At 59.4% G+C, this 25,140-nt stretch carries 17 protein-coding genes; 11 read left to right on the top strand and 6 right to left on the bottom strand.

Features of this window, described 5'->3' with window-relative positions:
• Nucleotides 1-28: 28 nt before the first annotated feature.
• The 3 genes from ACRRSD_RS09690 to ACRRSD_RS09680 form a co-directional block, all read right to left on the bottom strand.
• Nucleotides 29-850, bottom strand: a complete 822-nt coding sequence (locus ACRRSD_RS09690; RefSeq protein WP_414872532.1) for a peptidoglycan DD-metalloendopeptidase family protein — start codon at nucleotides 848-850, stop codon at nucleotides 29-31.
• Nucleotides 851-853: 3 nt separating this feature from the next.
• Complete coding sequence (gene xseA, locus ACRRSD_RS09685) at nucleotides 854-2,233, bottom strand: exodeoxyribonuclease VII large subunit (RefSeq protein ID WP_008082520.1); 1,380 nt, start codon at nucleotides 2,231-2,233, stop codon at nucleotides 854-856.
• A 132-nt stretch (nucleotides 2,234-2,365) separates the two neighbouring features.
• Entirely contained in the window at nucleotides 2,366-3,253 is an 888-nt protein-coding gene (locus tag ACRRSD_RS09680; RefSeq protein WP_435037943.1) for a LysR family transcriptional regulator, read from the bottom strand.
• A 100-nt stretch (nucleotides 3,254-3,353) separates the two neighbouring features.
• On the opposite strand from ACRRSD_RS09680, the gene ACRRSD_RS09675 reads away from it, so the two are divergent.
• From ACRRSD_RS09675 to guaA, 4 genes are all read left to right on the top strand, one after another.
• Nucleotides 3,354-4,121, top strand: a complete 768-nt coding sequence (locus ACRRSD_RS09675; protein ID WP_435037942.1) for a sulfite exporter TauE/SafE family protein — start codon at nucleotides 3,354-3,356, stop codon at nucleotides 4,119-4,121.
• 138 nt (nucleotides 4,122-4,259) lie between these two features.
• Nucleotides 4,260-4,808, top strand: a complete 549-nt coding sequence (locus ACRRSD_RS09670; protein ID WP_435037941.1) for a sugar ABC transporter ATPase — start codon at nucleotides 4,260-4,262, stop codon at nucleotides 4,806-4,808.
• 117 nt (nucleotides 4,809-4,925) lie between these two features.
• Nucleotides 4,926-6,395, top strand: coding sequence for an IMP dehydrogenase (gene guaB / locus ACRRSD_RS09665; protein WP_414872528.1), 1,470 nt, complete (start codon nucleotides 4,926-4,928; stop codon nucleotides 6,393-6,395).
• A gap of 99 nt (nucleotides 6,396-6,494) precedes the next feature.
• Nucleotides 6,495-8,072, top strand: coding sequence for a glutamine-hydrolyzing GMP synthase (gene guaA, locus ACRRSD_RS09660; RefSeq protein ID WP_007916833.1), 1,578 nt, complete (start codon nucleotides 6,495-6,497; stop codon nucleotides 8,070-8,072).
• A 75-nt stretch (nucleotides 8,073-8,147) separates the two neighbouring features.
• On the opposite strand, the gene ACRRSD_RS09655 is transcribed toward guaA, so the two are convergent.
• The 3 genes from ACRRSD_RS09655 to treR all read right to left on the bottom strand — a co-directional run bounded on the left by ACRRSD_RS09655 (nucleotide 8,148) and on the right by treR (nucleotide 15,419).
• The gene (locus ACRRSD_RS09655) at nucleotides 8,148-11,279 is read right to left on the bottom strand and encodes a membrane-targeted effector domain-containing toxin (RefSeq protein ID WP_435038494.1); all 3,132 of its coding nucleotides are present in this window, start codon (nucleotides 11,277-11,279) and stop codon (nucleotides 8,148-8,150) included.
• A 247-nt stretch (nucleotides 11,280-11,526) separates the two neighbouring features.
• A complete protein-coding gene (locus tag ACRRSD_RS09650) occupies nucleotides 11,527-14,613 on the bottom strand; it encodes a membrane-targeted effector domain-containing toxin (protein ID WP_435037940.1) in 3,087 nt (1,028 codons plus the stop codon).
• Between the two features lie 101 nt (nucleotides 14,614-14,714).
• Complete coding sequence (gene treR, locus ACRRSD_RS09645; protein WP_435037939.1) at nucleotides 14,715-15,419, bottom strand: trehalose operon repressor; 705 nt, start codon at nucleotides 15,417-15,419, stop codon at nucleotides 14,715-14,717.
• A 235-nt stretch (nucleotides 15,420-15,654) separates the two neighbouring features.
• On the opposite strand from treR, the gene treP reads away from it, so the two are divergent.
• The 7 genes from treP (at nucleotide 15,655) to tadA (ending at nucleotide 25,041) form a co-directional block, all read left to right on the top strand.
• Nucleotides 15,655-17,097, top strand: coding sequence for a PTS system trehalose-specific EIIBC component (gene treP / locus ACRRSD_RS09640; RefSeq protein WP_435037938.1), 1,443 nt, complete (start codon nucleotides 15,655-15,657; stop codon nucleotides 17,095-17,097).
• 87 nt (nucleotides 17,098-17,184) lie between these two features.
• Nucleotides 17,185-18,834 carry an alpha,alpha-phosphotrehalase gene (gene treC / locus ACRRSD_RS09635; protein ID WP_435037937.1) on the top strand — a complete coding sequence of 550 codons (1,650 nt, stop codon included), beginning with the start codon at nucleotides 17,185-17,187 and terminating at the stop codon, nucleotides 18,832-18,834.
• 105 nt (nucleotides 18,835-18,939) lie between these two features.
• A complete protein-coding gene (locus tag ACRRSD_RS09630) occupies nucleotides 18,940-20,163 on the top strand; it encodes a maltoporin (RefSeq protein WP_435037936.1) in 1,224 nt (407 codons plus the stop codon).
• A 62-nt stretch (nucleotides 20,164-20,225) separates the two neighbouring features.
• Complete coding sequence (gene ptsP / locus ACRRSD_RS09625; protein WP_435037935.1) at nucleotides 20,226-22,754, top strand: phosphoenolpyruvate--protein phosphotransferase; 2,529 nt, start codon at nucleotides 20,226-20,228, stop codon at nucleotides 22,752-22,754.
• Between the two features lie 2 nt (nucleotides 22,755-22,756).
• Nucleotides 22,757-23,047 (top strand): PTS transporter subunit EIIB, encoded by a 291-nt coding sequence (locus tag ACRRSD_RS09620; protein WP_435037934.1) that lies wholly within the window; start codon nucleotides 22,757-22,759, stop codon nucleotides 23,045-23,047.
• A 117-nt stretch (nucleotides 23,048-23,164) separates the two neighbouring features.
• A complete protein-coding gene (locus ACRRSD_RS09615) occupies nucleotides 23,165-24,541 on the top strand; it encodes a multicopper oxidase family protein (protein WP_007916816.1) in 1,377 nt (458 codons plus the stop codon).
• Nucleotides 24,541-25,041 (top strand): tRNA adenosine(34) deaminase TadA, encoded by a 501-nt coding sequence (gene tadA, locus ACRRSD_RS09610; RefSeq protein ID WP_435037933.1) that lies wholly within the window; start codon nucleotides 24,541-24,543, stop codon nucleotides 25,039-25,041. The genes ACRRSD_RS09615 and tadA overlap by 1 nt, the downstream gene beginning before the upstream one ends.
• Nucleotides 25,042-25,140: the final 99 nt, after the last annotated feature.

The raw sequence follows: 25,140 nt of genomic DNA, 5'->3' as shown, positions 1-25,140 counted from the left end.
GAAGAGGCCGGTCGCCTCAATACATCATTCAGGGTTGAAACGCGCCAATGAAAATCGCCGGATCCACCCGCGCATCATTCAGGCTAACATTCCAGTGCATATGCGGCCCGGTCGCCCGGCCAGTCGAGCCAACCTTGCCGACCACAGCGCCCCGCGCCAGTTGATCACCGACTTTCACATCAATCTTCGACATATGGCAGAACATGCTGATAAAGCCCTGGCCATGGTCGACAAACACCGTGTTGCCATTGAAAAAGTAGTTGCCGGTGAGGATCACCTTGCCCGCCGCCGGGGTCTTGATCGGCGTGCCCGCCGGCACCGCGAAGTCGAGACCAGCGTGGGGATTGCGCTCTTCACCATTGAAGAAGCGACGCACGCCAAACTTGCTCGACAGCGGCCCGTTGACCGGTTTGTCCAGCAGCAGATTGCTCGGCGTGTTCGGGCTGAAGCTGCGGTAGGCCTTGATCTGCTCGGCCAGTTCACCTTCGATACGCTTGAGGTTCGACTGGTCCGGATTGACCTGCTGCTTGTTCTTCAGGGTGATGCGCTGTTCCGGGTATTTCTTGTTGCCCACGGTGAACGGCAGATTGCGCCCGCCGCTGCTGATCTGTTGCGCGCCCGGCTTCACAGTCAACGGCACGCCGACAATCGCCAGCCAGTTGTTCTGCTCTTTCACCACCAGCACCGGTTTGCCTTGATACGTGGCTTTCGGTGCCTGCGCGGCTGAGCCGAGATCAACCACTGCCACGCCACCCGGCACCGGTTTGTTCAGCAGCCGGGTGATGTAACTGTCGGCGTGGGCATTGAAAGTCAGGCAGAGCAAAAACAGTGGAGCCAGAAAACGCGGCATGGATCAGTCCAGTAAAGAGAGGGTGACAGGCGTCAGGTGATTGTCCTCGACGCGCACTTGCAGTTCGCCTTCGCCGAGTTTGGCTTTCAGGCGCTGACCGGTGTGGGTTTGCGCGGCGTTGCGGATCGCGTGGCCGCGCTCATCCAGCAGAATGCTGTAACCCCGCCCGAGCGTTGCCAGCGGGCTGACCACATGCAGCGTCTGCATCTGGCTGTGCAGTTGCAGTCGACGATTCTTCAGACCTTCGCGCATGGCGCGGGGCAGGCGTTCGGCGAGGCTGTCGAGGCGCTGACGCAACATCGCCAGTTGCCGTCCCGGATGTTGCCCGGCTAGGCGGGTTTCCAGGCGGATCAGGCGCTCGCGACGTGTGTTGAGGCTGCGCTCGAATGCCCGGCGCATGCGCATGTCCAGATCGTCCAGACGCTGCGCCTGCTGGCGCAGACGTTCGCCGGGATGACGCAGGCGACGGGCCATGCCTTCGAGACGCAGGCGATCACGCATCAAGCGATCGCGCATGCGCATCACCAGACGGCGATGCAGGCTTTCGACCTGGCGGATCAGATGACTGGAATCGGGCGCGAGCAACTCAGCGGCAGCGGACGGCGTTGGCGCGCGAACGTCAGCGACAAAGTCACTGATCGACACGTCGGTTTCATGGCCAACGGCGCTGACAATCGGCGTCACGCAGGCATCGACGGCGCGAGCCACGGCTTCTTCGTTGAAGCACCAGAGGTCTTCCAGCGAGCCGCCGCCACGGGCGAGGATCAGCGCATCGAAGCCACGCGCATCGGCCATTTTCAGCGCGCGAACGATCTGCGCGGTGGCTTCGCGGCCCTGCACGGCGGTCGGGATCAACGTCAGTTGCACTTGTGGCGCACGGCGGCGGAACACGCTGATGATGTCGCGAATCACCGCGCCGGTCGGCGAGCTGATGATGCCGATGCGCTGCGGATGCGCCGGCAGCGGCACTTTGCGTTCGGCACTGAACAGGCCTTCGGCGCTGAGCTTTTCTTTCAGCGCATCGAAGGCCAGACGCAGCGCGCCGTCACCGGCAGGCTCGACGGTGTCGAGAATCAGCTGATAGTCGCCACGGCCTTCGAACAGCGAAACCTTGCCGCGCACTTTCACTGCCAGGCCATCCTTCAAGGCTTGGCGCACCCGCGCAGCGTTCTGCCGGAACAGCGCGCAACGCACCTGCGCGCCGCTGTCCTTGAGGGTGAAGTAGATGTGACCGGACGCCGGGCGGGCGAGGTTGGAGATTTCGCCTTCGACCCAGATGTTGCTGAATACGTCTTCAAGCAACACCCGCGCGCGGCCGTTGAGCTGGCTGACGGTCAGGACTTCACGGTCCAGGCCAAGTCTTGCAAAGGGATCTTTAATCATGGGGCGCAGTTTAAAGCTAATTTCCAATGCAATACACGCTCCCCTGTAGGAGCTGCCGAAGGCTGCGATCTTTTGATCTTTCTTTTGGCGGTCAGGATCAAAAGATCGCAGCCTCGTTTCACTCGTCAGCTCCTACAGAAGATTGGTGAAGGTCTGGAGGAAGTGTTGGATCAGCGGAGTCGGATTCTGCCGGTAGGCGAGGGCGACGGTGCTTTGGCAGTCGGGATCGGCCAGCGGCAAAAATCGTACGCCGCTCGGGGCGATGTCCTGCATGGATTCCGGCAGCAGGGCGATGCCGAAGCCGGCCTGAATCAGCTGTAGTTGCGTGGTTTTGCGCGACATCACTCGCGCCGCTTTCGGGAAGAAGCTCTGGCGCATGCACAAGTCAGCACACAGATAACTCAGTCCGCCGCGTTGCGGATGCGGAATCGAGATGAACGCCTCGTCCTTCAACTGTGACAGTTCGACGGTATTGGACCCCGTCAGTCGATGATCGGCCGGCACCGCCAGTAGCAAGCGCTCGGTAAACAGCGGTACGAGCTGAATGCCTTCGCGCTGGCGAAGCACGGGCAGGCGCAGCAAGCCAATATCGAGTCGGCCTTCGGCCAATTCTTCAAGCTGCGCTTCTGAAGACAGTTTGCCGATATCCAGCGATACGCCGGGTTGCTGCTCAAGGTAGGCGCCGATATCGCGGAGCAAGCGACCGCTGATCGACACGGTGCTGGAGTGGCTGAGGCGCAATGTGCCGAGTTGGCCATTGCCGACCTCAGTGGCCATGGCGCTGGCCGTACCCAGTTCATTGAGCAGATTGCGGGCTCGCGGCAAAAACGCTTCGCCCGCCGCCGTGAGCCGAGGCTGGCGCGCCGTGCGTTCGAACAGCGGTGTTTGCAGACGCGCTTCCATGTCCTTGATCTGCCGGCTCAGCGCTGATTGCGCAATGAACAAGCGTTCCGCCGCCGCACTGAAGCTGCCGCATTCGGCAATTTCCACGAAGTAGCGCAATTGGCGGGTTGAAAGCATCAGGTATGCCTTTTCGAGATGGCTTGGCGACGTTGAAGATATTAGTCGCAACCCTCGGCGCTGGCTAAAGTCATCTCAGGTTTACTAAGGAAGCGCATCGATGAGCGTGGCGGGGTTGTTGAGTGAGTGGGCGTGGGGCCCCGGTGGTTGGGCGGTGATCGGGCTGGGCATCGCCCTGGCTTACATCGTGTTCGGCATTGCCGGTTTTGGCACGGCGCTGGTGGCGGGGCCGATTCTGATTCTGTTCATGCCGTTGTCGAAGATTGTGCCGCTGTTGGTGCTACTGGATTTCGTTGCAGCGTTCGGCAATCTGCTGCCGTCACGGCGTGATGTGGCGAAACCGGAGTTGTTGCGGCTGCTGCCATGCATGGCGGTGGGTTGCACGTTAGGGGTGATTTTTCTGCTCAACCTCAAATCCGATGTGTTGCTGTTGTTGATGGGGCTGTTTATCAGCGCTTATGCAATTTACAGCCTGTGGGTGAAAGCGCGGCCGGCGCAATTGGCGGCGGCGTGGGCAGTGCCGATGGGGACTGTGGGTGGATTGTTCGGGGCGCTGTTTGGCAGTGGCGGCTTTTTATATGCGATTTATCTCAACAGCCGACTGCCGAAAGACGCGGCGCGGGCCACGCAAAGTGCGTTGATCAGTTGCAGCACGGTGGTGCGTTTGAGTCTGTTCGCCATCGCCGGTGTGTATGCCGAGCTACCCTTGCTGATGCTGGCGCTGTGTCTGTTGCCGGCCATGGCGCTTGGGTTGTGGATCGGGCGGAGGTTGACCATGCGGCTGTCGCGCGAGGCATTTGTGCGATTGGTGACTTGGCTGGTGCTGGCGAGCGGGATTGCGTTGATCGGGCGCTACCTCAGCACTTGACCGGATTTTGTCAGGGATTAAGCTGCCGGCCTTTAGGGCCTCTTCGCGAGCAGGCTCGCTCCCACTGTGGGAAATGCATTCCATTGTGGGAGCGAGCCTGCTCGCGAAGGCGTCAGAAGCCATACCGCAGGACTTTCCATGAATTCGCAAAGCATCATCGTCCCGAAAATCTCCACCCTGCCGGTCCACGAACCCCGGGCCCGGGCGATTCTGCGTTGGCTGGTACGCAAGAACATCGTCAAGGAAGAGCTGACCACCTGTGGCCGCACCGGCAATCGCATGGCGTACGCGATTGCCGACGGTGCCCGTGCCGTGGTGCTGCACCCGCAGGCGTTGCCATTTGGTGAACCGATCAACGGCCTGGAGGTTGTCACCAAGCGCTGCATCTACACGCCGGCCAAAGGTTTTCTCGAAGAGGCCGGTTGCGCCGAGTGCCGTCGCGAGGTTGGCGAAGCGTTGTTCGAAAGCCTGGAAGAGTGGATGCCCGGGCGTACCGACAATTTCACCTGCCCGGAATGCGGCCATGAAGACGACATCAACGGCTTTCTGTACCTGCAGGAGTGCGCGTTCTCCAACCTCGGCTTCATCTTCAACAACTGGTTGGAAGCGGGGTTCAAGCAAAGCTTTATCGATGAGTTCGCCGATTGGCTCGATCAACCTGTCTCTTGGGTCAAGGTGGAGCTGTAGGGGCGGGGATTTCCCGTACATCAGCAACATTGATATTAAGCTGAGTTTTACATTGAACAGCAGGGGGTGTCTGACTATAATGGCGCGCTTCCATTTTCCCGCTCGGGAGCCCCCGCGATGCTGCGTATCAGCCAAGAAGCTCTGACATTCGACGACATTCTCCTAGTGCCCGGTTATTCCGAGGTACTTCCTAACGAAGTCAGTCTCAAGACCCGCCTTACCCGTGGCATCGAGCTGAACATTCCTCTGGTTTCTGCTGCAATGGACACCGTCACTGAAGCCCGTCTGGCAATCGCCATGGCTCAGGAAGGTGGCATCGGCATTATCCACAAGAACATGACCATCGAGCAGCAAGCTGCCGAAGTGCGTAAGGTCAAGAAGTTCGAAGCCGGCGTCGTCAAGGATCCGATCACCATCGAGGCTGATGCCACGGTGCGTGACCTGTTCGAATTGACCCGCATGCACAACATTTCCGGCGTTCCGGTCCTGCACGATGGCGACCTGGTCGGCATCGTCACTTCCCGTGACGTACGATTCGAAAACCGTCTGGAAGCCACTGTCCGTGAAGTGATGACGCCTAAAGAGCGTCTGGTCACGGTCAAGGAAGGCGCCGACAAGAACGACGTACGCGAACTGCTGCACAAACACCGCATCGAGCGCGTGCTGATCGTCGACGACAAATTCGCCCTCAAAGGCATGATGACCGTCAACGATATCGAAAAAGCCAAAGCCTACCCGCTGGCCAGCAAGGACGATCAAGGTCGTCTGCGCGTCGGTGCTGCGGTCGGCACCGGTAAAGACACCGGTGATCGCGTCACCGCACTGGTTAACGCCGGCGTTGACGTGGTTGTAGTCGACACCGCGCACGGCCATTCCAAAGGCGTGATCGACCGCGTTCGCTGGGTCAAAGAGAATTTCCCTGAAGTGCAGGTGATCGGCGGCAACATCGCCACCGGCGCTGCTGCCAAGGCTCTGGCTGAAGCAGGCGCTGACGCAGTCAAGGTCGGTATCGGCCCTGGCTCGATCTGCACCACCCGTATCGTCGCCGGTGTCGGCGTCCCGCAAATCAGTGCCATCGCCAACGTCGCCGCTGCCCTCGAAGGCACTGGCGTTCCGTTGATCGCCGACGGCGGCATCCGTTTCTCCGGTGACCTGTCCAAGGCCATCGTCGCCGGTGCTTCCTGCGTGATGATGGGCTCGATGTTCGCCGGTACTGAAGAAGCGCCGGGCGAGATCGAACTGTTCCAGGGCCGTTCGTACAAGGCGTATCGCGGCATGGGGTCGCTGGGCGCCATGTCCCAGGCTCAAGGTTCTTCCGACCGTTACTTCCAGGACTCCTCGGCAGGCGCCGAGAAACTCGTTCCGGAAGGCATCGAAGGCCGTGTGCCTTACAAAGGCACCCTGAGCGCGATCATTCACCAGTTGATGGGCGGCCTGCGTTCCTCGATGGGCTACACCGGTAGCGCCAACATCGAAGAAATGCGCACCAAGCCTGAATTCGTGCGGATCACCGGTGCCGGTATGGCCGAATCCCACGTGCACGACGTGCAGATCACTAAAGAAGCGCCAAACTACCGCGTAGGTTGAGCCTTCTAGCAATAAAGTAAGCAACCGGGGCTGTTTGATTCAGCCCCGAGTTGTTTCTGAATCACGACTGTTTCTGAACGACTTAGACGAGACTGAATCATGGCCCTCGATATTCACGCTCACCGCATCCTGATCCTCGACTTCGGTTCGCAATACACCCAACTGATTGCCCGCCGCGTGCGTGAAATCGGTGTGTACTGCGAACTGCACCCGTTCGACATGGACGAAGATGCGATCCGCGAATTCGCTCCTAAAGGCGTCATCCTCGCCGGCGGCCCCGAGTCCGTGCACGTCGCCGACAGCCCGCGCTGCCCGCAGGCTGTGTTCGATCTGGGCGTACCGGTTTTCGGTATCTGCTACGGCATGCAGACCATGGCCGAGCAACTGGGTGGCAAGGTGGAAGGTTCCGAACTGCGTGAGTTCGGTTACGCCCGCGTTGACGTGGTCGGCAAGAGCCGCCTGCTCGATGGCATCGAAGACCACATCGACGCCGACGGCCTGTTCGGCCTCGACGTGTGGATGAGCCACGGTGACAAGGTCACCAGAATGCCGGAAGACTTCCACATCCTCGCCAGCACCCCGAGCTGCCCGATCGCCGGTATGTTCAACGACGACCGTGGCTACTACGGCGTGCAGTTCCACCCGGAAGTGACCCACACCAAACAGGGCGGTCGTATCCTGTCGCGCTTCGTCCTCGACATCTGCGGCTGTGAAGCCCTGTGGACGCCGTCGAAGATCGCTGAAGATGCCATCGCCAACATCCGCGCCCAAGTCGGCACCGACAACGTGCTGCTGGGTCTGTCCGGCGGCGTTGACTCCTCGGTGGTTGCCGCGCTGCTGCACAAAGCCATTGGCGATCAGCTGACCTGCGTCTTCGTCGACAACGGCCTGCTGCGTCTGCACGAAGGCGAGCAAGTGATGGCCATGTTCGCCGAGAACATGGGTGTCAAAGTAATCCGCGCCAACGCTGAAGAGCAGTTCCTCAACAACCTGGCCGGCGAAGCCGACCCGGAGAAGAAGCGCAAAATCATCGGTCGCACCTTCATCGACGTCTTTGATGCCCAGTCGAACAAACTGGAAAACATCAAGTACCTCGCGCAGGGCACCATCTACCCGGACGTGATCGAGTCGGCCGGCGCGAAAAGCGGCAAGGCCCACGTGATCAAGTCGCACCACAACGTGGGCGGCTTGCCGGAAGAGATGAACCTGAAGCTGGTCGAGCCACTGCGCGAACTGTTCAAGGACGAAGTCCGTCGTCTGGGTCTGGAACTGGGCCTGCCGTACGACATGGTCTACCGTCACCCGTTCCCGGGCCCGGGCTTGGGCGTGCGTATCCTCGGTGAAGTGAAAAAGGAATACGCCGACCTGCTGCGTCGCGCTGACCACATCTTCATCGAAGAACTGCGCAAAGCCGACTGGTACCACAAAGTCAGCCAGGCTTTCGTCGTGTTCCAGCCAGTGAAATCGGTTGGCGTTGTTGGCGACGGCCGTCGTTACGCTTGGGTGGTTGCCCTGCGTGCCGTAGAAACCATCGACTTCATGACCGCGCGTTGGGCTCACCTGCCTTACGAACTGCTGGAAACTGTTTCTGGCCGCATCATCAATGAAATCGAAGGCATCTCTCGCGTCACTTACGACGTATCGAGCAAGCCGCCAGCGACCATTGAGTGGGAATAATCCCGCTGCAGGTTGATTAACGAAAAACCCTTGGCCTGAAGCCAAGGGTTTTTTCGTTTCATGCCCTGAAAACAGTTAGCCGGGCAAGCGACTTTGCAGGGTCAAGCCGATCTCTATCAAACGCTGGGATAACGCGGCGATGTCACGGAACATGATGCCGCTGATTCGCGGCATCGACTGTGCCCAGATGTAAACCTGACCATCCCCTCTGCGATTCACCATTGTTCGAACAATATTGCCGTCGCTGTTGCGACGCACAAGCGTGTATGCATTCTGCGTTTTTTCGAGCATGAACATGCCGTTGCGATTCAGCAGTGTATTCACCGTCGCCTCAGTCCACTGCGGCACGGGTGTTTCGATCTGCAAGCGCAGATCCGCGAATAGAAAGTCGGATGAGTTGCGCGTCGATGCCCCGTTATCAAACGGCCCCCGAGCGACTTCCAGTCCCGGGTCGATTCTGATGCCGGGCACTTCGCTGGACGCTGCTTCTTCAATGCGTAACCCGATGCCGCCTCTGATTTCGCTGATGCCTGGCAGATTTCTGAAGGTATTGCTGTTCGTTGCCTCGACCAAGGCAACCCATTTGCCTGGTCTGTTGAGGAGCTCGTCACCCCACATGATTTGAGAGGCGAGCCGGGCGTGGATCATCTGCTCTTCGATCGAAGTCAGCGGTACCTTCAGCTTGTAACTGTGCGCGACTTCAAGACCGTGGGGCCGGATGCCATTGGCCTGGGCAGCCTTGATCAGTTCAAACATGTTGAACCGGCCAGCAGGGTCGGTATCCAGGCTGGACAGGTAGCCGCGAAGATCCTCTGACATCTCTCCCGACAGGTAAAAGTCGTTGAGGTCTGCCTGGGCAAAATCGCTCAGCAAACCACGTACATAAAGTGTGTCGATATGCCGTGCGAACGCCGGCATGTTTTCGATCATGAAACGCATGCTGGCGATGCGATCAAGGGTTTCGCCGACGACCAGTCCATCGGTATTGGCAAAGATGCGATCAATCAACTCAGCCGTCTGCATCTCGGCATCGATTGGCGGGATGACTGGCCGTGCGGGCAGGTTGGTCCAGTTCAGCTCTGAGTAATACTCTTTGGCCTCGTTTAGCAGGAACGAGCGTTTTTCGCGAAAATAGGCCGCGTACGTATCGGCAGTTGATGGGTTACCACGGTTTGCGCTGGAGAGCTCGGCGAAAGTCTCGGGCAAGTTCATTGCCCATCGTTTCATTTTCGCCATATCCATTCCTGGGATGTCGTTGAGGGGAGTAACCAGGCGCAGTGGTCGCGCGACCGGTGAAACCGCTTCGACGAGGGGAAGCTCCGCTGACGGCGTTGCTGAACCCTGGGCCGAGGACAGGTCGGTGTCCAGGAAACAGGCCTTGCCCATGCATTGGCCGCCTCCCCTGAGACGCAACGCGGGTATGCGTTGCCACTTGCCGCTACTACCGAAGCGTACTGGCAACGAGTAAGCGAATTGATTGGGGCGCTCGGGATTGACGACGGCCCAGTAGCCAGCGTCCTCGGAGTCGGCAAAGTAGCGCACGTAGTACGCGGCGCCATCCATTTCGATGGCATAGCCCGGCTCCTTGTCCAGGCGATAAATGCCCTCATATTTGCCTGGCGCTGCCTCTACAGAACGGTGGGCCAATAACTCGTTGCATCGATATTGGGCAGGAATCTTTGGAAAAGACCAACCTTGGCGCGCTGCAGCCATGGCCAACTGCCGGGTGGATACGAGGGTTGTCTCGGTGGGGATTTCGTTTGTCAGCTCAACGGTCGCCAGTGGATCAGCCGCCGTGACTGGCGGTTGATCCACTGGCGGCAAGAAGGGGGCGTCAGGCGATGTGAACTCGATCAACCCGCGCATTTCTTCAGCTTCGGCAAACTCCACCTGCGGGCCGACTTCAAGTTGCGCGCCAGTGCCGATCAGAAAAGGAATGTTGAACACAATGTCGATGGCATTGAGCACTGCGCCGGTAACACCGGCCTTGCGGTCGGTTGGTGTAGTGCCGTTGATGGCCTGATCGATGTTCAATCCCATGTTCGCGATGCTGGCGCCAATCAAAGGCAACGCCACAGGCCAGCCCACAGCTGCCATCGGGCCGAATACTTTCAGCCCGGCACTCAAATAACCGATCCAGAGTTTTTTGCGCAGTTTACTGTTGGAAGTGAGCACCAGGCGCGCCTCGGCAACCATGCCCGTACGTGTCGACTCGCTCAACCAGGTAAATGCGTCACCGCTGATCGCGTCGTTGCTGCGATTGATCATTCGGTGATCGCTGTGGCCCCAGGTGCTCACCAGGCGGTTCATCAGATCGGTGAGGTTTTCGCTCAGGTGATTGCGATCAGCCAGCGGGAAATGCTGGAGAAACGCCGTGCGCTTGTCCTCTGAGTTCATCTGCTCAAGCATCCACCAGTGCAGATCCGCTTGATTGTCCATCAAGAGGAATGCCCGTGCTTCGCCTGGCAAGTAAAGGGTCTGGCGGCCACTGTCTTCCACCAGACGCAGCGCATTGGAGGCGACGCGGCCATCGAGATCCAGCGTCCGCACTTGCGCACTGACCGGGTGTAACGCTTGCAGCATTGGCAGGGTAACGGGCCAGGTGACGGGGCCGATTACCGAGCTGACGATGCGCTGAAAATCAGTTCCATCAAGGTCACCCTGTTGCAGCGCCTGCACCGCCAGACTGAGAAAGTTGCACTTTGCCAGGGCGCGGAAGTCATCCGACGAGGTTTGCCAGAATGTCGTCAGCTGACCTGTGTAGCGCGCGCTGAAGTCGACGTCCCAGAACGCCTTCAGCACATCGCTGCCCAGCAACCGCACTTCATTGCGCTGATTGAAGTTTTCCGCCTCCGGGCCATCCGAGTAGAAGCCGCAGTAGAGGCCAAGCAGATCTGCGTTGTCTTGATCGGTCGAGCGAAAACGATGGATCACCAACTGCGTGAGGGTGAGCGTTTCGTAAGGCTTTTCCAGCAAGTGTTCCCAACCCGTGAAGGTCAGCGTACTGCTCTGGGCCGCTTTGAAACGGTGGAAGTAAACCCGGTCCGGATCGAGGCCGGACAGTCCTTTGTCCACCAGGATTTCATTGGCGACTTGACGGGCAGCGTCGTGCAGACTCGGGCAGGTCTGCACGATAGTCGCGGCAATGGCTTTGAGGGCAGTTTTGTCCGCTGCGTTTGGCAGGAGACGTCGTTCGGGGGAGGTCATGGGTTCTTCATCCTTGAGAAACAAAGACTGAGCATGACCGATTCGCTCAAGGGGAGTGCACTACCCGGCTACCGCATAGTGCCCACTATTGATAATTGCGTGGGGGTGATGGAGGAGGACTGTTTGCAGGACGTTTTTCAGGCGCTAGCTGGCTTAACAAGCACCGAGGAAGGTTGATGATAAATGCCAGTCAGTTTTGCTGACTGGCATTTTTGTTGTAGGGCGTTTCCTTGCTCACCCGAGAGCCTCAATCAGGAATCCGGCTACGCAATATCAGTCCGGTATCGGACAACCGTTGAGACATGTCCTTCAAATTGGTGAACTCGATGTCATTCACACGTTGCCACGCAGGTCGGTGGAGAGAGACCTTGCCGTCATTCAATCGAGCGACGGGAGTGCGCTGGAGCATGCCCTGTTTGCTGCGGTGGATCAGGGTGTAGCTGTCGCCCGCTTTTTCGAACAGATACATGCCGCGCCTGTACAAAAGATTCTCCAGCGTCTCCTCGCTCCAGGCCACCTCGGGTGCCTGAACTTTCAAACGCAAATCGGCGCGAAGCAGATCCGGATTTCCTTGCCTGACAGTGCCACCGGGGGAGCTGCCGCGTGGGACTTCAATGCCCGGGTCGACGTCGACACCCAGCTCTGCACCGGCGCCGACTTCATCGATTCGCAGGCCGATTCCTCCCTTCAATTCGCTGATGCCCAGCAGTCCTCTGAAGGTATTGGTGTTGTGAGCATCCGTTACTACGATCCATTTTCCCGGGCTGTTGAGGTAAACGTCGCCGGTCATGATGTCGTTTGTCAGGTAGGTGCTCATCATTTGCTCGTCGACGGAGGGCAGCGGGGTTTTCATTTTGTAGCTGGCGGCGCAGTCGATCGCCTGGACCCGAACCCCGTTCGCTCGCGCAACCTGGACCAGCTCCAGTGGGGTGAAGCGACCGCCAGGATCGGTGCCGAGGCTGTTCAAGTAATTGCGTAAATCCACGGTCATCTGGCCGCTGGTGAAGTAGCTGTTCAGTTCAACCTGAGCGAAGTCACTGAGCAACCCGCGCATGTAGAGGGTTTTGGCGTGGCGGGCCAGCGCCGGCATGCTTTCAATCAGAAAACGCAGGCTGGCGATGCGATCAAGGGTTTCTCCCACCACCAGCCCTGAAGCACTTTCAAAAATTCCATCGACAAGATCGGCCAGCGGCATCAGGCGGCTGATTTCGGGTATTGCCGGACGCGCAGGCTGGATGATCCACGGCAGATTCTTGAAAAAGCCTCGGGCCGAACTTTGCAGCAGCGTGCGTTTGCCGGCGGCATACAATTCGAACGGATCATCCATGCCAAAACCGCCGGCCCCATCGGGCTGCAACTGGGCATGGGTTTCGTTGAGGCTCAACGCCCAGGCTTTAATCGAGCGGCGCACAAGCGGGTCGATGTCGTAGGCGCTGGTCACCGGACGCGGGGGGCGCGATGTTGAAGGTTGCGGTGCTTGCGCTGGTTGGGTGGGCGTCTCCGGTGATGCAGGTTCGAAGGTATCGAGTTCGATATCAGGGGCGCATTGCTTGCCCATGCACTGGCCGCCTCCCTTCAGGCCCAGTGCGGGCATTCGCTCCCATTCACCTTCGCCATTGAGGCGGATTGGCAGGGCGTGGACGAGCTGGTTGGGGCGCTCAGGGTCAACGATGGCCCAGTCGCCACTGCCGCGAGCGTTGGCGAAGTAACGCACATAGTACGGCGCGTCATTCATCAAAATGGCATAGGGCGGATCAGAGTCGAGACGGTAGATACCGTGGAATTTCCCGGACTCTTCGCCGAGTGCTGTGCCATCGAGCAACTCGTTGCATTGATAGCGTTCCGGTACGGGTGGCGGTGGGGCGTTCTGCGCCGGAACCAGCACCGTTTCGTCAAGGTTCGGTACGGTGATGTCGACATCGCCCGGCACCATGATCTGCAGGGGATTGTCGGCCTCGGTGTCAGGATTCAAGGCTTCGCTGTACTCGGCCATTTCTGCGGCCTCTGCCACCTCGACCTCGGCGCCGATTTCCAGCATCGGCCCGGTGCCGATCAGCAATGGAAGGTTGAATAACAGGTTGATGCCACTCAAGACTGCACCCAGCACGCCGGCCTTGCGTTCGGCGTTGCTCTTGCCGTTTTGTGCCTGATCGATATTCAGTCCCATGCTCGCAATCGTGGCACCAATCACCGGCAACGCCAGCGGCCAACCGACAGTAGCCATCGGTCCAAACACCTTGAGTCCCGCACTCAGATAACCGATCCACAGCTTTTTGCGCAGATCACCATTCGATGTCAGGGACAGGTGGGCTTCTGCGAACATCGCCTGGCGGGTCGAGTCGCGCAGCCAACTGAATGCATCATCAGTCAGCACAAGGTTCGTACGGTTGATCAGGTGATGGTCGGCCCGGCCCCAGGTGTCCACCAGCCGATTCATCAGATCAGTGACGTTTTCAGTCATGTGCTGACGATCGGCGAGGGCAAAATGATCCATAAAGGCTTGGCGACGTTTCGCATCATTCATTTGCTCCAGCAGCCACCAATGCAGATCGGCAGCGGTTTCCTTGATCACGAACGCATTGGCTTCACTGGGCAGATAGATAATCTGTCGGCCGCCGGGGTCGACGATGCGCAACAGTTGGGTTGCGACATGCCCGTCAACGTCGAAGGCGCAAACATCCCCCGTTGGCGTATGACTCGCTTGCAGCATGCTCAGGGTTATCGGCCAGCTGACCGGCCCCACCACCGAGTTCACCAGCCATTGGAAGTCACTGCCGGTGAGTTGCCCAAGGTCCAGAGCCTGCACCGCACGACTGAGGAAATTGCATTTGGCCAATGTGCGGAAATCGTCGGCGTGGCTGTTCCAGAAGTCTGTCAGTGTCGCGGTGAAGTGGCCACTGAAGTCGAGACTCCAGAACGCCTTCAAGACGTCATCGCCATGCAGGCGCACCTGGTTTTTTTCGTCGAAATTCTCGCCCTGCGGACCTTCGGCATAGAAGCCACCATAGAGATCGAGAAGATCGGCGTTGTCCTGATCGGTGGCGCGAAAACGATGAATCACCAACTGTGTCAGCGTTGTCGATTCGTAGGGTTTTTCGCGGATGTGCTCCCAGCCGCTAAACGAGCGGGTGCTGCTTTGGGCCGTTTTGAAGCGATGGAAATAAACCTGATCGGGATCAAGGCTCGACAAGCCTTTGGCTTCCAGCAGATCACGGGCCGCTTGATGGGCGGCGTCCTGCAGACCGGGGCAGTTCTGCACGACGGTATACGCGATTCGCTTCAGAGCCGCTTTGTCTGCCGCGTTTGGCAGAGGACTTTGTTGGGTGGCGTACATGCTTTCTCCATCCTTGAGAAATGAAGGCCGAGCATGGCCGATTCGCTCAAGGGGAGTGCACTACATATGTACCGCACATGATCGTTGGAAATGTGTCGGGGTCAGCGCCGGGCCACGTCGGAAAAGTAGAACTTGTCGAGGGTGTGCCGCGATTCGGTGTACTCGAACTGACGACCGTCCTGGAGGAAGGTCTGGTTGCTGACCACGATCACATGGCTCTGGCCGTCGAGGTCCAGGTGCAGTTGATCGTCCTTGCTGCGCGGCACCGCTTCGATGGTGCGTTGGGCGTAGGCAATCTGTAACTGCAGGGTCTGTTCGATATGCGCATAGATCGACTGCTCGGCGATATCGAGAGACAGGCCGGGAATCACTTCGCTGACGAAGTGGTTGATGTCGAGGATGACCCGTTTGCCATCGATTCGCCGCACACGCTTGATCCGAGTGATGAGGCTGCCGGGCTCGGCATCGATGTGCTCGAGCAGGGCACCTTCGAGCGGGATCTGGCTCAGCTCGACCACTTCGGTGCTGACGTCGTTGCCCAGACGCGGGTAGGTCTCCTGAAAACTGACGATGCCGCCGAGCTGAAACTCGATCGGATTGGTCGAAAGCACGAATGTGCCTTTGCCGTGGATTTTCTGCGCAAAGCCGCGTTCCTGAAGCAGTTCGATGGCCTTGCGCACCGTGCCACGGCTGGCCTGATAGCTGTCCATCAGTTCGGTTTCGGAGGGCAGGCGGGCGCCGCGCTCCAGGCGCTCAGTCGTGATACTGGCCAGCAGATCGCTATAGATCTGGTTGTATTTGCTCATGGGGAGGCTCGGTGCCGACTGTGCTCAAAGCCACGAACCTTAAGGCCAGGGTAGGGCTTTGTCCATGTGGACGATGGAAATCACCTTAGGGCTGAGTAGGAAATTTCGCCTTCGGTCTGGCGGGAACATACATAAACAAACTCGTCTGTACGAGTTGTTGCATTAACTCGTACAGACGAGTACTTTTCGCTTCGGCGTGCTGCCAATAACAACAATCCACAGCGGAAGAACAAGCATGAGCCACGACTACCCGAATATTGCCAGGCAGTTGCTGCACAGCCTCGGTGGCAGCGACAACCTCGAACAGGCCGCCCATTGCGTCACGCGGTTGCGGCTGGCCCTGAAGGACCCGAGCCTGGTGGACAGCGCCACGCTGAATCAGATCGACCTGGTCAAAGGCTCGTTCTTCACCGGTGGCCTTTATCAAGTGGTGATCGGTCCGGGCGAAGTGGAAAAGGTCTATGCCGAACTGCGTCGCCAGACCGGTCTCGCGGCCTCGACCATCGCAGACGTCAAACAGAAAAGCGCCGAAAAGATCAACGCCATGCAGCGTCTGGTGCGGGTGTTTTCCGACGTGTTCATGCCGATCCTGCCGGCGCTGATCATTGCCGGCCTGCTGATGGGCATCAACAATCTGCTTGGCGCGAAAGGCATGTTCATCGAAGGGCAAACCCTGCTCGATGCCTACCCGAAACTCGACGGGCTGTGGAGCCTGATCAATCTGATGGCCAATACCTCGTTCGTGTTTTTGCCGGCGTTGGTGGGCTGGTCGGCGGCCAAACGCTTTGGCGGCAGCGAGATCCTCGGCATCGTGCTCGGCCTGATGCTGGTGCACCCGGATCTGCTCAACGCCTGGAACTACGGCAAGGCCGTGGCCGGGCTGGAAGGGCAGCAGTTGCCGTACTTCGATATTCTCGGTTTGTTTCAGGTGGAAAAGGTCGGTTATCAGGGGCAGATCCTGCCGATTTTGCTGGCCGCCTACGTAATGAGCGTCATCGAAAAATGGCTGCGGGCGCGCGTGCCTAACGCCATTCAATTGCTCGTGGTGCCGATCACCACCATCGTCGTCACCGGCGTGCTGGCGCTGGCGGTAATCGGCCCGGTAACCCGTCACCTCGGCATCTTCATCACTGAAGGCCTGGTCATGCTGTTTGACCTGGCACCGATGGTAGGCGGCGCGATTTTCGGTCTGCTGTATGCGCCACTGGTGATCACGGGTATGCACCACATGTTTCTCGCGGTCGACCTGCAATTGATCTCGACCCAGGGCGGCACCTTCATCTGGCCGATGATCGTCATGTCCAATCTCGCCCAAGGCAGTGCCGCGTTGGCGGTGTTCTGGATGACCCGTAATGCACGGGACAAGAGCATGGCGTCGACCTCGGCGATTTCCGCTTATTTCGGAATCACCGAGCCGGCGATGTTCGGCGTCAATCTGCGCTACAAGTTTCCGTTCTATGCCGCGCTGACGGGCTCGGCGCTGGGCTGCGTATTCCTGTCGCTGAACAAGGTTCAGGCCTCGGCCATCGGCGTCGGCGGTCTGCCGGGTTTCATCTCGATCATTCCGCAGTACATCCCGATGTTCGTCATCGGGATGCTTATTGCCATGCTCGTACCGTTTGTTCTGACCTGTGCACTGAGCATGAAGATTGTCCGGCCCGGTTATCGGGTTGCCTGAACAATCGCTTTCGCGAGCAGGCTCTCCCACCGTTGATCGCATTCAATGTGGGCGCGAGCCGCACGGACTTATTGAAGGAGTTGTGCCATGCAAGACTGGCAGCGTTCGGTGATCTACCAGGTCTATCCGAAGAGTTTTCATAGCCATGCCGGCAACCCGACAGGGGATCTGCTCGGTATCGTCGCCAAGCTCGACTACCTGCACTGGCTGGGTGTCGACTGCTTGTGGATCACGCCATTCCTGCGCTCGCCGCAGCGCGATAATGGCTATGACATCAGCGATTATTACGCCATCGACCCGAGCTACGGCAGCATGGCCGACTGCGAATTGCTGATCGCCGAAGCGGGCAAGCGCGGGATCAAGCTGATGCTCGACATCGTGGTCAATCACACCTCGATCGAGCACGTATGGTTTCAACAGGCGCGCAGCAGCCTCGACAACCCTTACCGTGACTTCTACATCTGGCGTGATCAGCCGAACAACTGGGAATCCAAGTTCGGCGGTTCCGCTTGGGAGTACGAAGCGCAGACCGGTCAGTACTACCTGCACCTGTTCGACCACACCCAGGCCGACCTGAATTGGGACAATCCCGAGGTACGCGCTGAAGTGTTCCGGATGATGCAGTTCTGGCGAGACAAGGGCGTGGGTGGTTTTCGTCTCGATGTGATCAATCTGATCTCCAAGCCCAAGGACTTTCCCGAGGACAACAGCGATGGCCGACGTTTCTATACCGACGGGCCGAATGTCCACGCGTACCTGCAGCAGATGCACCGCGAAGTCTTTGAAGGGCACGACCTGATCAATGTCGGCGAGATGTCCTCAACCAGCCTCGAACACTGCATTCGTTATTCGAATCCGCAGTCGAAAGAACTGTCGATGACCTTCAACTTTCATCACCTGAAAGTCGATTATCCGAACCTGCAAAAGTGGGTGCGCGCGGATTTCGATTTCCTTCAACTCAAGGCGATCCTGTCCGACTGGCAGACCGGCATGCAGGCCGGCGGTGGCTGGAACGCGCTGTTCTGGTGTAACCACGATCAACCGCGAGTGGTCTCGCGCTTTGGCAATGACGGCGAGTACCGCGAGCTTTCGGCGAAGATGCTCGGCACCGCACTGCACTTTCTGCAGGGCACGCCGTTCGTGTATCAGGGCGAAGAATTGGGCATGACCAATCCGGGGTTTGAGTCGATCGAGCATTATCGCGATGTCGAGACGCTGAACATCTTTCGCCTCAAGCGCGAAGCCGGCAGCAGCGATGCCGACAACATGGCGGCGATCATGCAGAAGTCCCGCGATAACGGTCGTACGCCGATGCATTGGGACGGCGGACCGAACGCCGGTTTCAGCAGTGTCGAACCGTGGATCGGCGTACCGGCCAATGCCGCGCAGATCAACGTCGCCCATCAGCTCGACGACCCGGATTCGGTGTTGCATCACTACCGCCGTCTGATCGCGCTGCGTCGCAGCGAGTCGTTGATCACCGACGGGCTGTACCGACAACTGTTGCCCGAACATCCGCAGGTCTGGGCGTATGTGCGTGAAGGTGACGCCGAGCGTTTGTTGGTGGTGAACAACTTCTACGGGACAACCTGTGAAGTGGAGTTGCCGTCGACGGTCATCAGCGAGTCGATGAGCCAGCGCCAGTTGATCAGCAATTACCCGGACGGGTCGATGCGCAATCGCCAGGTGACTTTGAGGCCTTACGAGTCCTTCGTCCTGCACCTGATCGATCCCTGACCTTTAACTAAAAAACAGCTTTCAAAAAAACACGCAGGACACTGCGCGGGGGATTTTTGCGCGCCGAATTCATGCAACCAGACAATAAAAACAATGGGGTGGCTTATGAAAACAACAATAAATCGCAGCCTTGCAGTCGCAGGTTTTTGCCTGGCCTTACCGCCAGCGTCACAAGCGCTGGAGTTTGGTGGCTACTTGCGCAGCGGTGTCGGTACATCGGTCAACAGCAGCGGTCAGTCATGCTTCCAGTTACCTGGTGCGCAGACCAAATATCGTCTGGGTAACGAATGCGAGCAGTACGGCGAACTCGAGTTGCGTCAAGATCTGTACACCCTCGACGACGGTTCGGTATTGAGTGTCGACGGCATGGCCTCGCTGTATAACCGCTACGATCGCAGCCCTACATTCAAAGACGACAATGGCTCGATCCGCTTGCCGCAGGCCTACGCACAGTGGTCGGCGATGCCGGCACTCAACGGTGGCTCACTATGGGCCGGGCGGCGTTACTACAAACGTAACGACATCCACATTTCCGACTTCTATTACTGGAACCAGAGTGCCACCGGGGGCGGAGTCGAAGACGTATTGATCGGTGATCTGAAATACAGCTATGCCTTCTCGCGCAAGGACAACCTGTACCAGAAGGACTACATCAATCGGCACGACTTCAACGTCGCCGGTTTCAAGACCAATCCGGGCGGTGAGCTGGAGTTCGGTTTGAGTTATATAGACAAGCCCGACAGCCGCGATGCCCACCGGGGCTGGGCGATCACCACGCAACATGTGCAAACGGATTTTTTCGGCGGCAAGAACAAACTGGCGCTGCAATACGGTGAAGGGCCGGGCACCGGGCTCGGTTATACCGGCAACGTCAAACTGGATGACAGCAACAAAAGTTACCGGATCGTCGAGTTTTTTGACTGGCAGGTGACACCGCGTTTCGGCGGTCAGGTCGAAGCGGTGTATCAGAAAGACATTCGCCCGGACGGAGCCGATCAGAACTGGATCTCGTTGGGGGTACGACCTGCCTACGCGCTCAGCGAACACTTCAAGCTGGTCACCGAACTGGGCCACGATCAAGTCGAAGCCCCGGGTGGCACGCGCAAACTGAGCAAATTCACGTTTGCCCCGACCTGGTCGCCCAAAGGCCCGGAGTTCTGGGCGCGTCCCGAGGTGCGTCTGTATTACACGTACGCTACCTGGAACGAGGCGGCCAAACGTGCGGCCAACCAATTGGCCAAAGGCTCGGCACTGTCTGACACCGGCGCTTTCGGCACCGCTCGCCACGGTGCGAATGTCGGATTGCAGGTCGAATACTGGTGGAAATAAGCGATGCTGATGGAGCGTCGCGCTCCGTGGGTACTTCAAAGCATAAAACTGCAGGTGACGTCATGGCCACACCCCAACAATTGCAACTGCTGGCTCCCTTGTCCGGTGTCCTGATGGCGCTGGAGCAGGTGCCTGATCCGGTGTTTTCCGGGCGCGTGATCGGCGACGGTCTGTGCATCGACCCAACCTCGTCGACCCTGTGCGCGCCCTTGGCCGGGGTCATCAGTAACGTGCAGGCCAGCGGACATGCCGTGGGCATCACCGATGACAACGGCGTGCAGGTGTTGATGCACATCGGCCTGGACACGGTGAACCTCGGCGGCCAAGGCTTCACTCGCCTGGTCGAAGAGGGGCAGCGGGTTGTGGCCGGGCAGGCGCTGATCGAGTTCGATGCCGACTACATAGCCCTGCACGCGCGCAGCCTGCTGACCTTGATGCTGGTGGTCAGCGGGGAGCCGTTTACCTGGCTCATCGCGCCGAGCGGACAGGTCGAAACCGCTCAGCCGTTGCTTGAACTCGCCGGTGCGCAGGCGGCCGGTGAGGCAGCTTTCGTGGCAGAAGGTCAAGCGGTGTTTTCAGCGTTGTTGAAACTGCCCAACCCCAACGGTCTGCATGCGCGTCCGGCAGCGGTGTTTGCGCAAGCGGCAAAGGGCTTCGCGGCAAAGATTTACCTGCATAAGCAACAGGCTCAGGCCAACGCCAAATCGCTGGTGGCGATCATGGCGTTGCAGACCGCTTTCGGCGACAGCGTGCAGGTCAGTGCGGTGGGCGAAGATGCTGACGCTGCAATCAATACGCTGACCCGGTTACTGGCCGAGGGCTGCGGTGAAACGGTGACGGCGGTGGCGCCTGTCGAGGTCGCCACCACCGAGACGCTGGCGCTTCTGCGTGGCGTCTGCGCATCGCCCGGTTCGGCGTTAGGCCAAGTGGTGCAGATCAGCGAACCGGTCTTCGACGTCAGTGAGTTTGGCGGCGCAGCAGACGTCGAGCGTGCGGCCCTCGCCAATGCCCTGATCGAAGCGGATCTGGCTTTGCAGCATTTGCGTGACACCGCTGCGGGTGAAGCCGAAGCCGAGATCTTCAAGGCGCATCAGGAATTGCTCGAAGATCCGGGTCTGCTCGATCAGGCTCAAGCGTTGATTGACGAGGGCAAAAGCGCAGCGTTCGCCTGGCGCGCCGCCACTGAAGAAACCGCGATCATGTTTCGCCAGCTCGGCAGTGCACTGCTGGCAGAGCGGGCGGCAGATCTGACCGATGTCGGGCGCCGCGTGCTCAAGCTGCTTCTCGGGATTGGCGAACAGGCGCTGGAGTTGCCGCAAGGGAGCATTCTGATTGCCGATCAACTGACGCCGTCGCAGACCGCCGGCATCGATACCAGCAAAGTACTCGGCTTCGCGACAGTTGGCGGCGGCGCGACCAGCCACGTGGCGATCCTTGCCCGCGCCTGTGGTCTGCCATCGATTTGCGGGGTACCGGTGCAAATGCTCGCACTGAGCAACGGCACTCAGGTGCTGCTCGATGCCGACAAGGGTGAACTGCATGTGCATCCGGACCCAGCGGCAATCAAACAATGGCAGGCGCGCCACGCGCAACAGCGCCAACGCCACGAGCATGAGCTGGCCAATGCAACACTTGCCGCGCGAACCCGTGACGGCCATCACGTCGAGGTGTCGGCCAACGTCGCCTCATTGTCTGAAACCGCGCAGGCCATGGCCTCGGGCGGCGCAGGCGTCGGCCTGCTGCGTTCGGAGTTTCTTTATCTGGGCCGCAATCACGCGCCAAGCCATGACGAACAGGTTGCCACTTACAGTGCGATCGCTCGCTGCGTCGGATCTGCACACAATCTGGTGGTGCGCACCCTCGATGTCGGCGGCGACAAACCGCTGGCCTATGTGCCCATGGACAGCGAAACCAACCCGTTCCTGGGCGTGCGCGGCATTCGTTTATGCCTGGAGCGCCCGCAGTTATTGCGTGAACAGTTCCGCGCCATGCTCGGCTGCTGCGATCTGACACGTTTGCACATCATGTTGCCGATGGTCACGCAATTGTCAGAGCTGCGTCTGGCGCGGCAGATGCTGGACGAGGAGATCCTCGCGCTGGGGCTGACGCAACGGCCGAAACTGGGGATCATGATCGAAGTGCCGGCCGCGGCGCTGATGGCGGATCTGTTTGCGCCGCTGGTGGATTTTTTCTCGATCGGCACCAATGACCTGACGCAATACACCCTGGCGATGGATCGCGATCACCCGCGTCTGGCCAGTCAGGCGGACAGTTTTCACCCCTCGGTATTGCGCCTGATCGCCATGACCGTGAAGGCTGCGCACGCCCATGGCAAATGGGTCGGCGTGTGCGGGGCGATGGCCTCTGAACGTCTGGCGGTGCCGCTGTTGCTGGGGTTGGGTGTGGATGAGCTATCAGTGAGTGTGCCGATGATCGCGCCGGTCAAGGCAACGGTGCGCGAGCTTGCGCTGGCGGACTGTCAGATCATCGCCCAACAGGTGCTCGGTCTGGAAAGTGCCGGGCAGGTGCGCGAGGCGTTGCAGCTGTTTCACGAGGCGACCGTCGATACTTTACGGGTTCTGGAGAACTGAACATGTTCGATCAATTGCAGAAGGCATTCTGGAAAGCCCTGACCCCGGATCTGGTGGTGGATACTCCCGCAGCGGCGGCCGAGCCGAGCGACGGGTTGAGCGCCGCTATCGTCGCGGCGCTGGGCGGTGTGGATAACCTGAAATCGCAGCAACCGCTGGCGTTGACGCGGGTGCGGGTGGTGTTGCGTGATGTGTCTGGCATCGATCAACAGGCGTTGAGCGCCGCCGGTGTCGCGGGCGTAATGCCCTTGACGGGCGGTGTGGTGCATCTGATTACCGGGCTGCGACCTTAAGCCGGCAGGGGATGTGCGGCCTCAGGTCGCCCTTACTGTTTCTCAACCGCAGGTGTATCGTATTCGCCTTTTACAGGCCTTCAGGGTCTGTCGCTGATACGTGAGGTAGTTGAGTTCATGTCCTTTACCCGTCGCCAAATCCTCGGTGGCCTGGCCGGTCTTGTTGTCGTTGGCGTTGGTGCGGGGGGCGCGTCGCGTTACTGGCTCGGCAAAATGGCCGACGCCGAGGCGGGCCACGACTATGAACTGATCGCCGCACCGCTGGACGTCGAGCTGGTGCCGGGGCACAAGACCGAGGCCTGGGCATTCGGGCCTTCGGCGCCGGGCACCGAGTTGCGTGTGCGTCAGGGTGAATGGCTGCGGGTGCGCTTCATCAACCACTTGCCGGTGGCGACCACTATTCACTGGCACGGCATTCGCCTGCCGCTGGAAATGGACGGCGTGCCGTACGTGTCGCAGCTGCCGGTGTTGCCGGGTGAATACTTCGATTACAAATTCCGCGTACCGGATGCCGGCAGCTACTGGTATCACCCGCACGTCAGCAGCAGCGAAGAACTCGGGCGCGGGCTGGTCGGGCCGCTGATCATCGAAGAGCGCGAGCCGACCGGTTTCAAGTACGAAAAGACCTTGAGCCTGAAAAACTGGCACATCGATGACGAAGGCAATTTCGTCGAGTTCAGCATTCCCCGTGAAGCAGCGCGTGGCGGCACGGCGGGGCGATTGTCGACCATCAACGGCGTGCCGACCCCGGTGATCGAACTGCCGGCGGGGCAGATCACTCGCGTGCGTTTGCTCAACCTCGACAACACCCTGACTTACCGCATCAACATTCCCGGCGTCGAAGCGCAGATCTATGCGCTGGACGGCAATCCGGTCGAGCCGCGCCCGTTGGGCAAGGAATACTGGCTCGGCCCGGGCATGCGTATTTGTCTGGCGATCAAGGCACCGGCGGCGGGCGAAGAATTGTCGCTGCGCAACGGCCCGGTGCGTCTGGGCACGTTGCGTTCGGTGGCCAATACCGACGCGCCGAGCGACTGGCCGAAAGCGCTGCCGGCCAATCCGGTGGCGGAACCGGACCTGGCCAATGCCGAGAAACTCAACTTCAATTTCGAATGGGTCGGCTCGGTTTCGGTCAACGTCGACAATGGCCGGCCGCCGAGCCTGTGGCAGATCAACGGCAAGGCCTGGGACATCACCGACAAGACCTGCGCTGACCGACCGATTGCCAGCCTGAAACTGGGTCAGAGCTATATTTTCGAACTGAAGAACATGACCCAGTATCAGCACCCGATCCACCTGCACGGCATGAGCTTCAAGGTGATCGCGTCGAACCGGCACAAGATCATCCCGTACTTCACCGACACCTATCTGCTGGGCAAGAACGAGCGCGCGCAAGTGGCGCTGGTGGCTGATAATCCCGGTGTGTGGATGTTCCATTGCCACGTGATCGACCACATGGAAACCGGCCTGATGGCCGCCATCGAGGTGAAGTGATGCGCCAGATTCGCCCCGCGGCGATCGTTGACCGCAGCCGTGACCGTGATTTCATGCGGGAAGCCTTGGCGCTCGCGGCGCAAGGTGCAGCGCTCGGTGAAGTGCCGGTGGGTGCAGTGCTGGTGCAGGACGGTGAGATCATCGGGCGCGGTTTCAATTGCCCGATCAGTACCAGCGATCCGAGCGCTCACGCGGAAATGGTCGCCATTCGTGCGGCGGCGCAGGCGGTGGATAACTATCGTCTGCCGGGCAGCACGCTGTACGTGACGCTGGAACCGTGCAGCATGTGCGCAGGCTTGATCGTGCATTCGCGAGTGGCGCGTGTGGTGTATGGCGCGCTGGAGCCGAAGGCGGGGATTGTGCAGAGTCAGGGGCAGTTTTTTACCCAGGGCTTTTTGAATCACCGGGTGTTGTATGAAGGCGGGGTGTTGGCGGAGGAGTGTGGCGCGGTGTTGACCGAATTCTTCCGCGCCCGAAGAGCGAAAAGCCCCTCACCCTAACCCTCTCCCAGAGGGAGAGGGGACTGACCGGGTTGGATGGGCGAGGTCCGCCGACCTGAGTTATCGAGTCGAACTCAAGTTTTGAAAAGCCTGAGGATC

It is taken from the genome of Pseudomonas neuropathica (genome assembly GCF_051174785.1).
GTDB classification, from domain to species: domain Bacteria; phylum Pseudomonadota; class Gammaproteobacteria; order Pseudomonadales; family Pseudomonadaceae; genus Aquipseudomonas; species Aquipseudomonas neuropathica_A.
This window is presented reverse-complemented; position numbering and strand designations above follow the sequence as displayed.

Bases quoted from the DNA above. Each gene is read 5' to 3' on its own strand.
- ACRRSD_RS09655 (WP_435038494.1), bottom strand. From the start codon at position 11,279: ATGACCTCCCCCGAACGACGTCTCCTGCCAAACGCAGCGGACAAAACT.
- treC (WP_435037937.1), top strand. From the start codon at position 17,185: ATGCAAGACTGGCAGCGTTCGGTGATCTACCAGGTCTATCCGAAGAGT.
- guaB (WP_414872528.1), top strand. From the start codon at position 4,926: ATGCTGCGTATCAGCCAAGAAGCTCTGACATTCGACGACATTCTCCTA.
- ACRRSD_RS09670 (WP_435037941.1), top strand. From the start codon at position 4,260: ATGAATTCGCAAAGCATCATCGTCCCGAAAATCTCCACCCTGCCGGTC.
- ACRRSD_RS09650 (WP_435037940.1), bottom strand. From the start codon at position 14,613: ATGTACGCCACCCAACAAAGTCCTCTGCCAAACGCGGCAGACAAAGCG.
- ptsP (WP_435037935.1), top strand. From the start codon at position 20,226: ATGGCCACACCCCAACAATTGCAACTGCTGGCTCCCTTGTCCGGTGTC.
- ACRRSD_RS09675 (WP_435037942.1), top strand. From the start codon at position 3,354: ATGAGCGTGGCGGGGTTGTTGAGTGAGTGGGCGTGGGGCCCCGGTGGT.
- ACRRSD_RS09615 (WP_007916816.1), top strand. From the start codon at position 23,165: ATGTCCTTTACCCGTCGCCAAATCCTCGGTGGCCTGGCCGGTCTTGTT.
- ACRRSD_RS09680 (WP_435037943.1), bottom strand. From the start codon at position 3,253: ATGCTTTCAACCCGCCAATTGCGCTACTTCGTGGAAATTGCCGAATGC.
- ACRRSD_RS09690 (WP_414872532.1), bottom strand. From the start codon at position 850: ATGCCGCGTTTTCTGGCTCCACTGTTTTTGCTCTGCCTGACTTTCAAT.
- treP (WP_435037938.1), top strand. From the start codon at position 15,655: ATGAGCCACGACTACCCGAATATTGCCAGGCAGTTGCTGCACAGCCTC.
- tadA (WP_435037933.1), top strand. From the start codon at position 24,541: ATGCGCCAGATTCGCCCCGCGGCGATCGTTGACCGCAGCCGTGACCGT.
- ACRRSD_RS09630 (WP_435037936.1), top strand. From the start codon at position 18,940: ATGAAAACAACAATAAATCGCAGCCTTGCAGTCGCAGGTTTTTGCCTG.
- guaA (WP_007916833.1), top strand. From the start codon at position 6,495: ATGGCCCTCGATATTCACGCTCACCGCATCCTGATCCTCGACTTCGGT.
- ACRRSD_RS09620 (WP_435037934.1), top strand. From the start codon at position 22,757: ATGTTCGATCAATTGCAGAAGGCATTCTGGAAAGCCCTGACCCCGGAT.
- xseA (WP_008082520.1), bottom strand. From the start codon at position 2,233: ATGATTAAAGATCCCTTTGCAAGACTTGGCCTGGACCGTGAAGTCCTG.
- treR (WP_435037939.1), bottom strand. From the start codon at position 15,419: ATGAGCAAATACAACCAGATCTATAGCGATCTGCTGGCCAGTATCACG.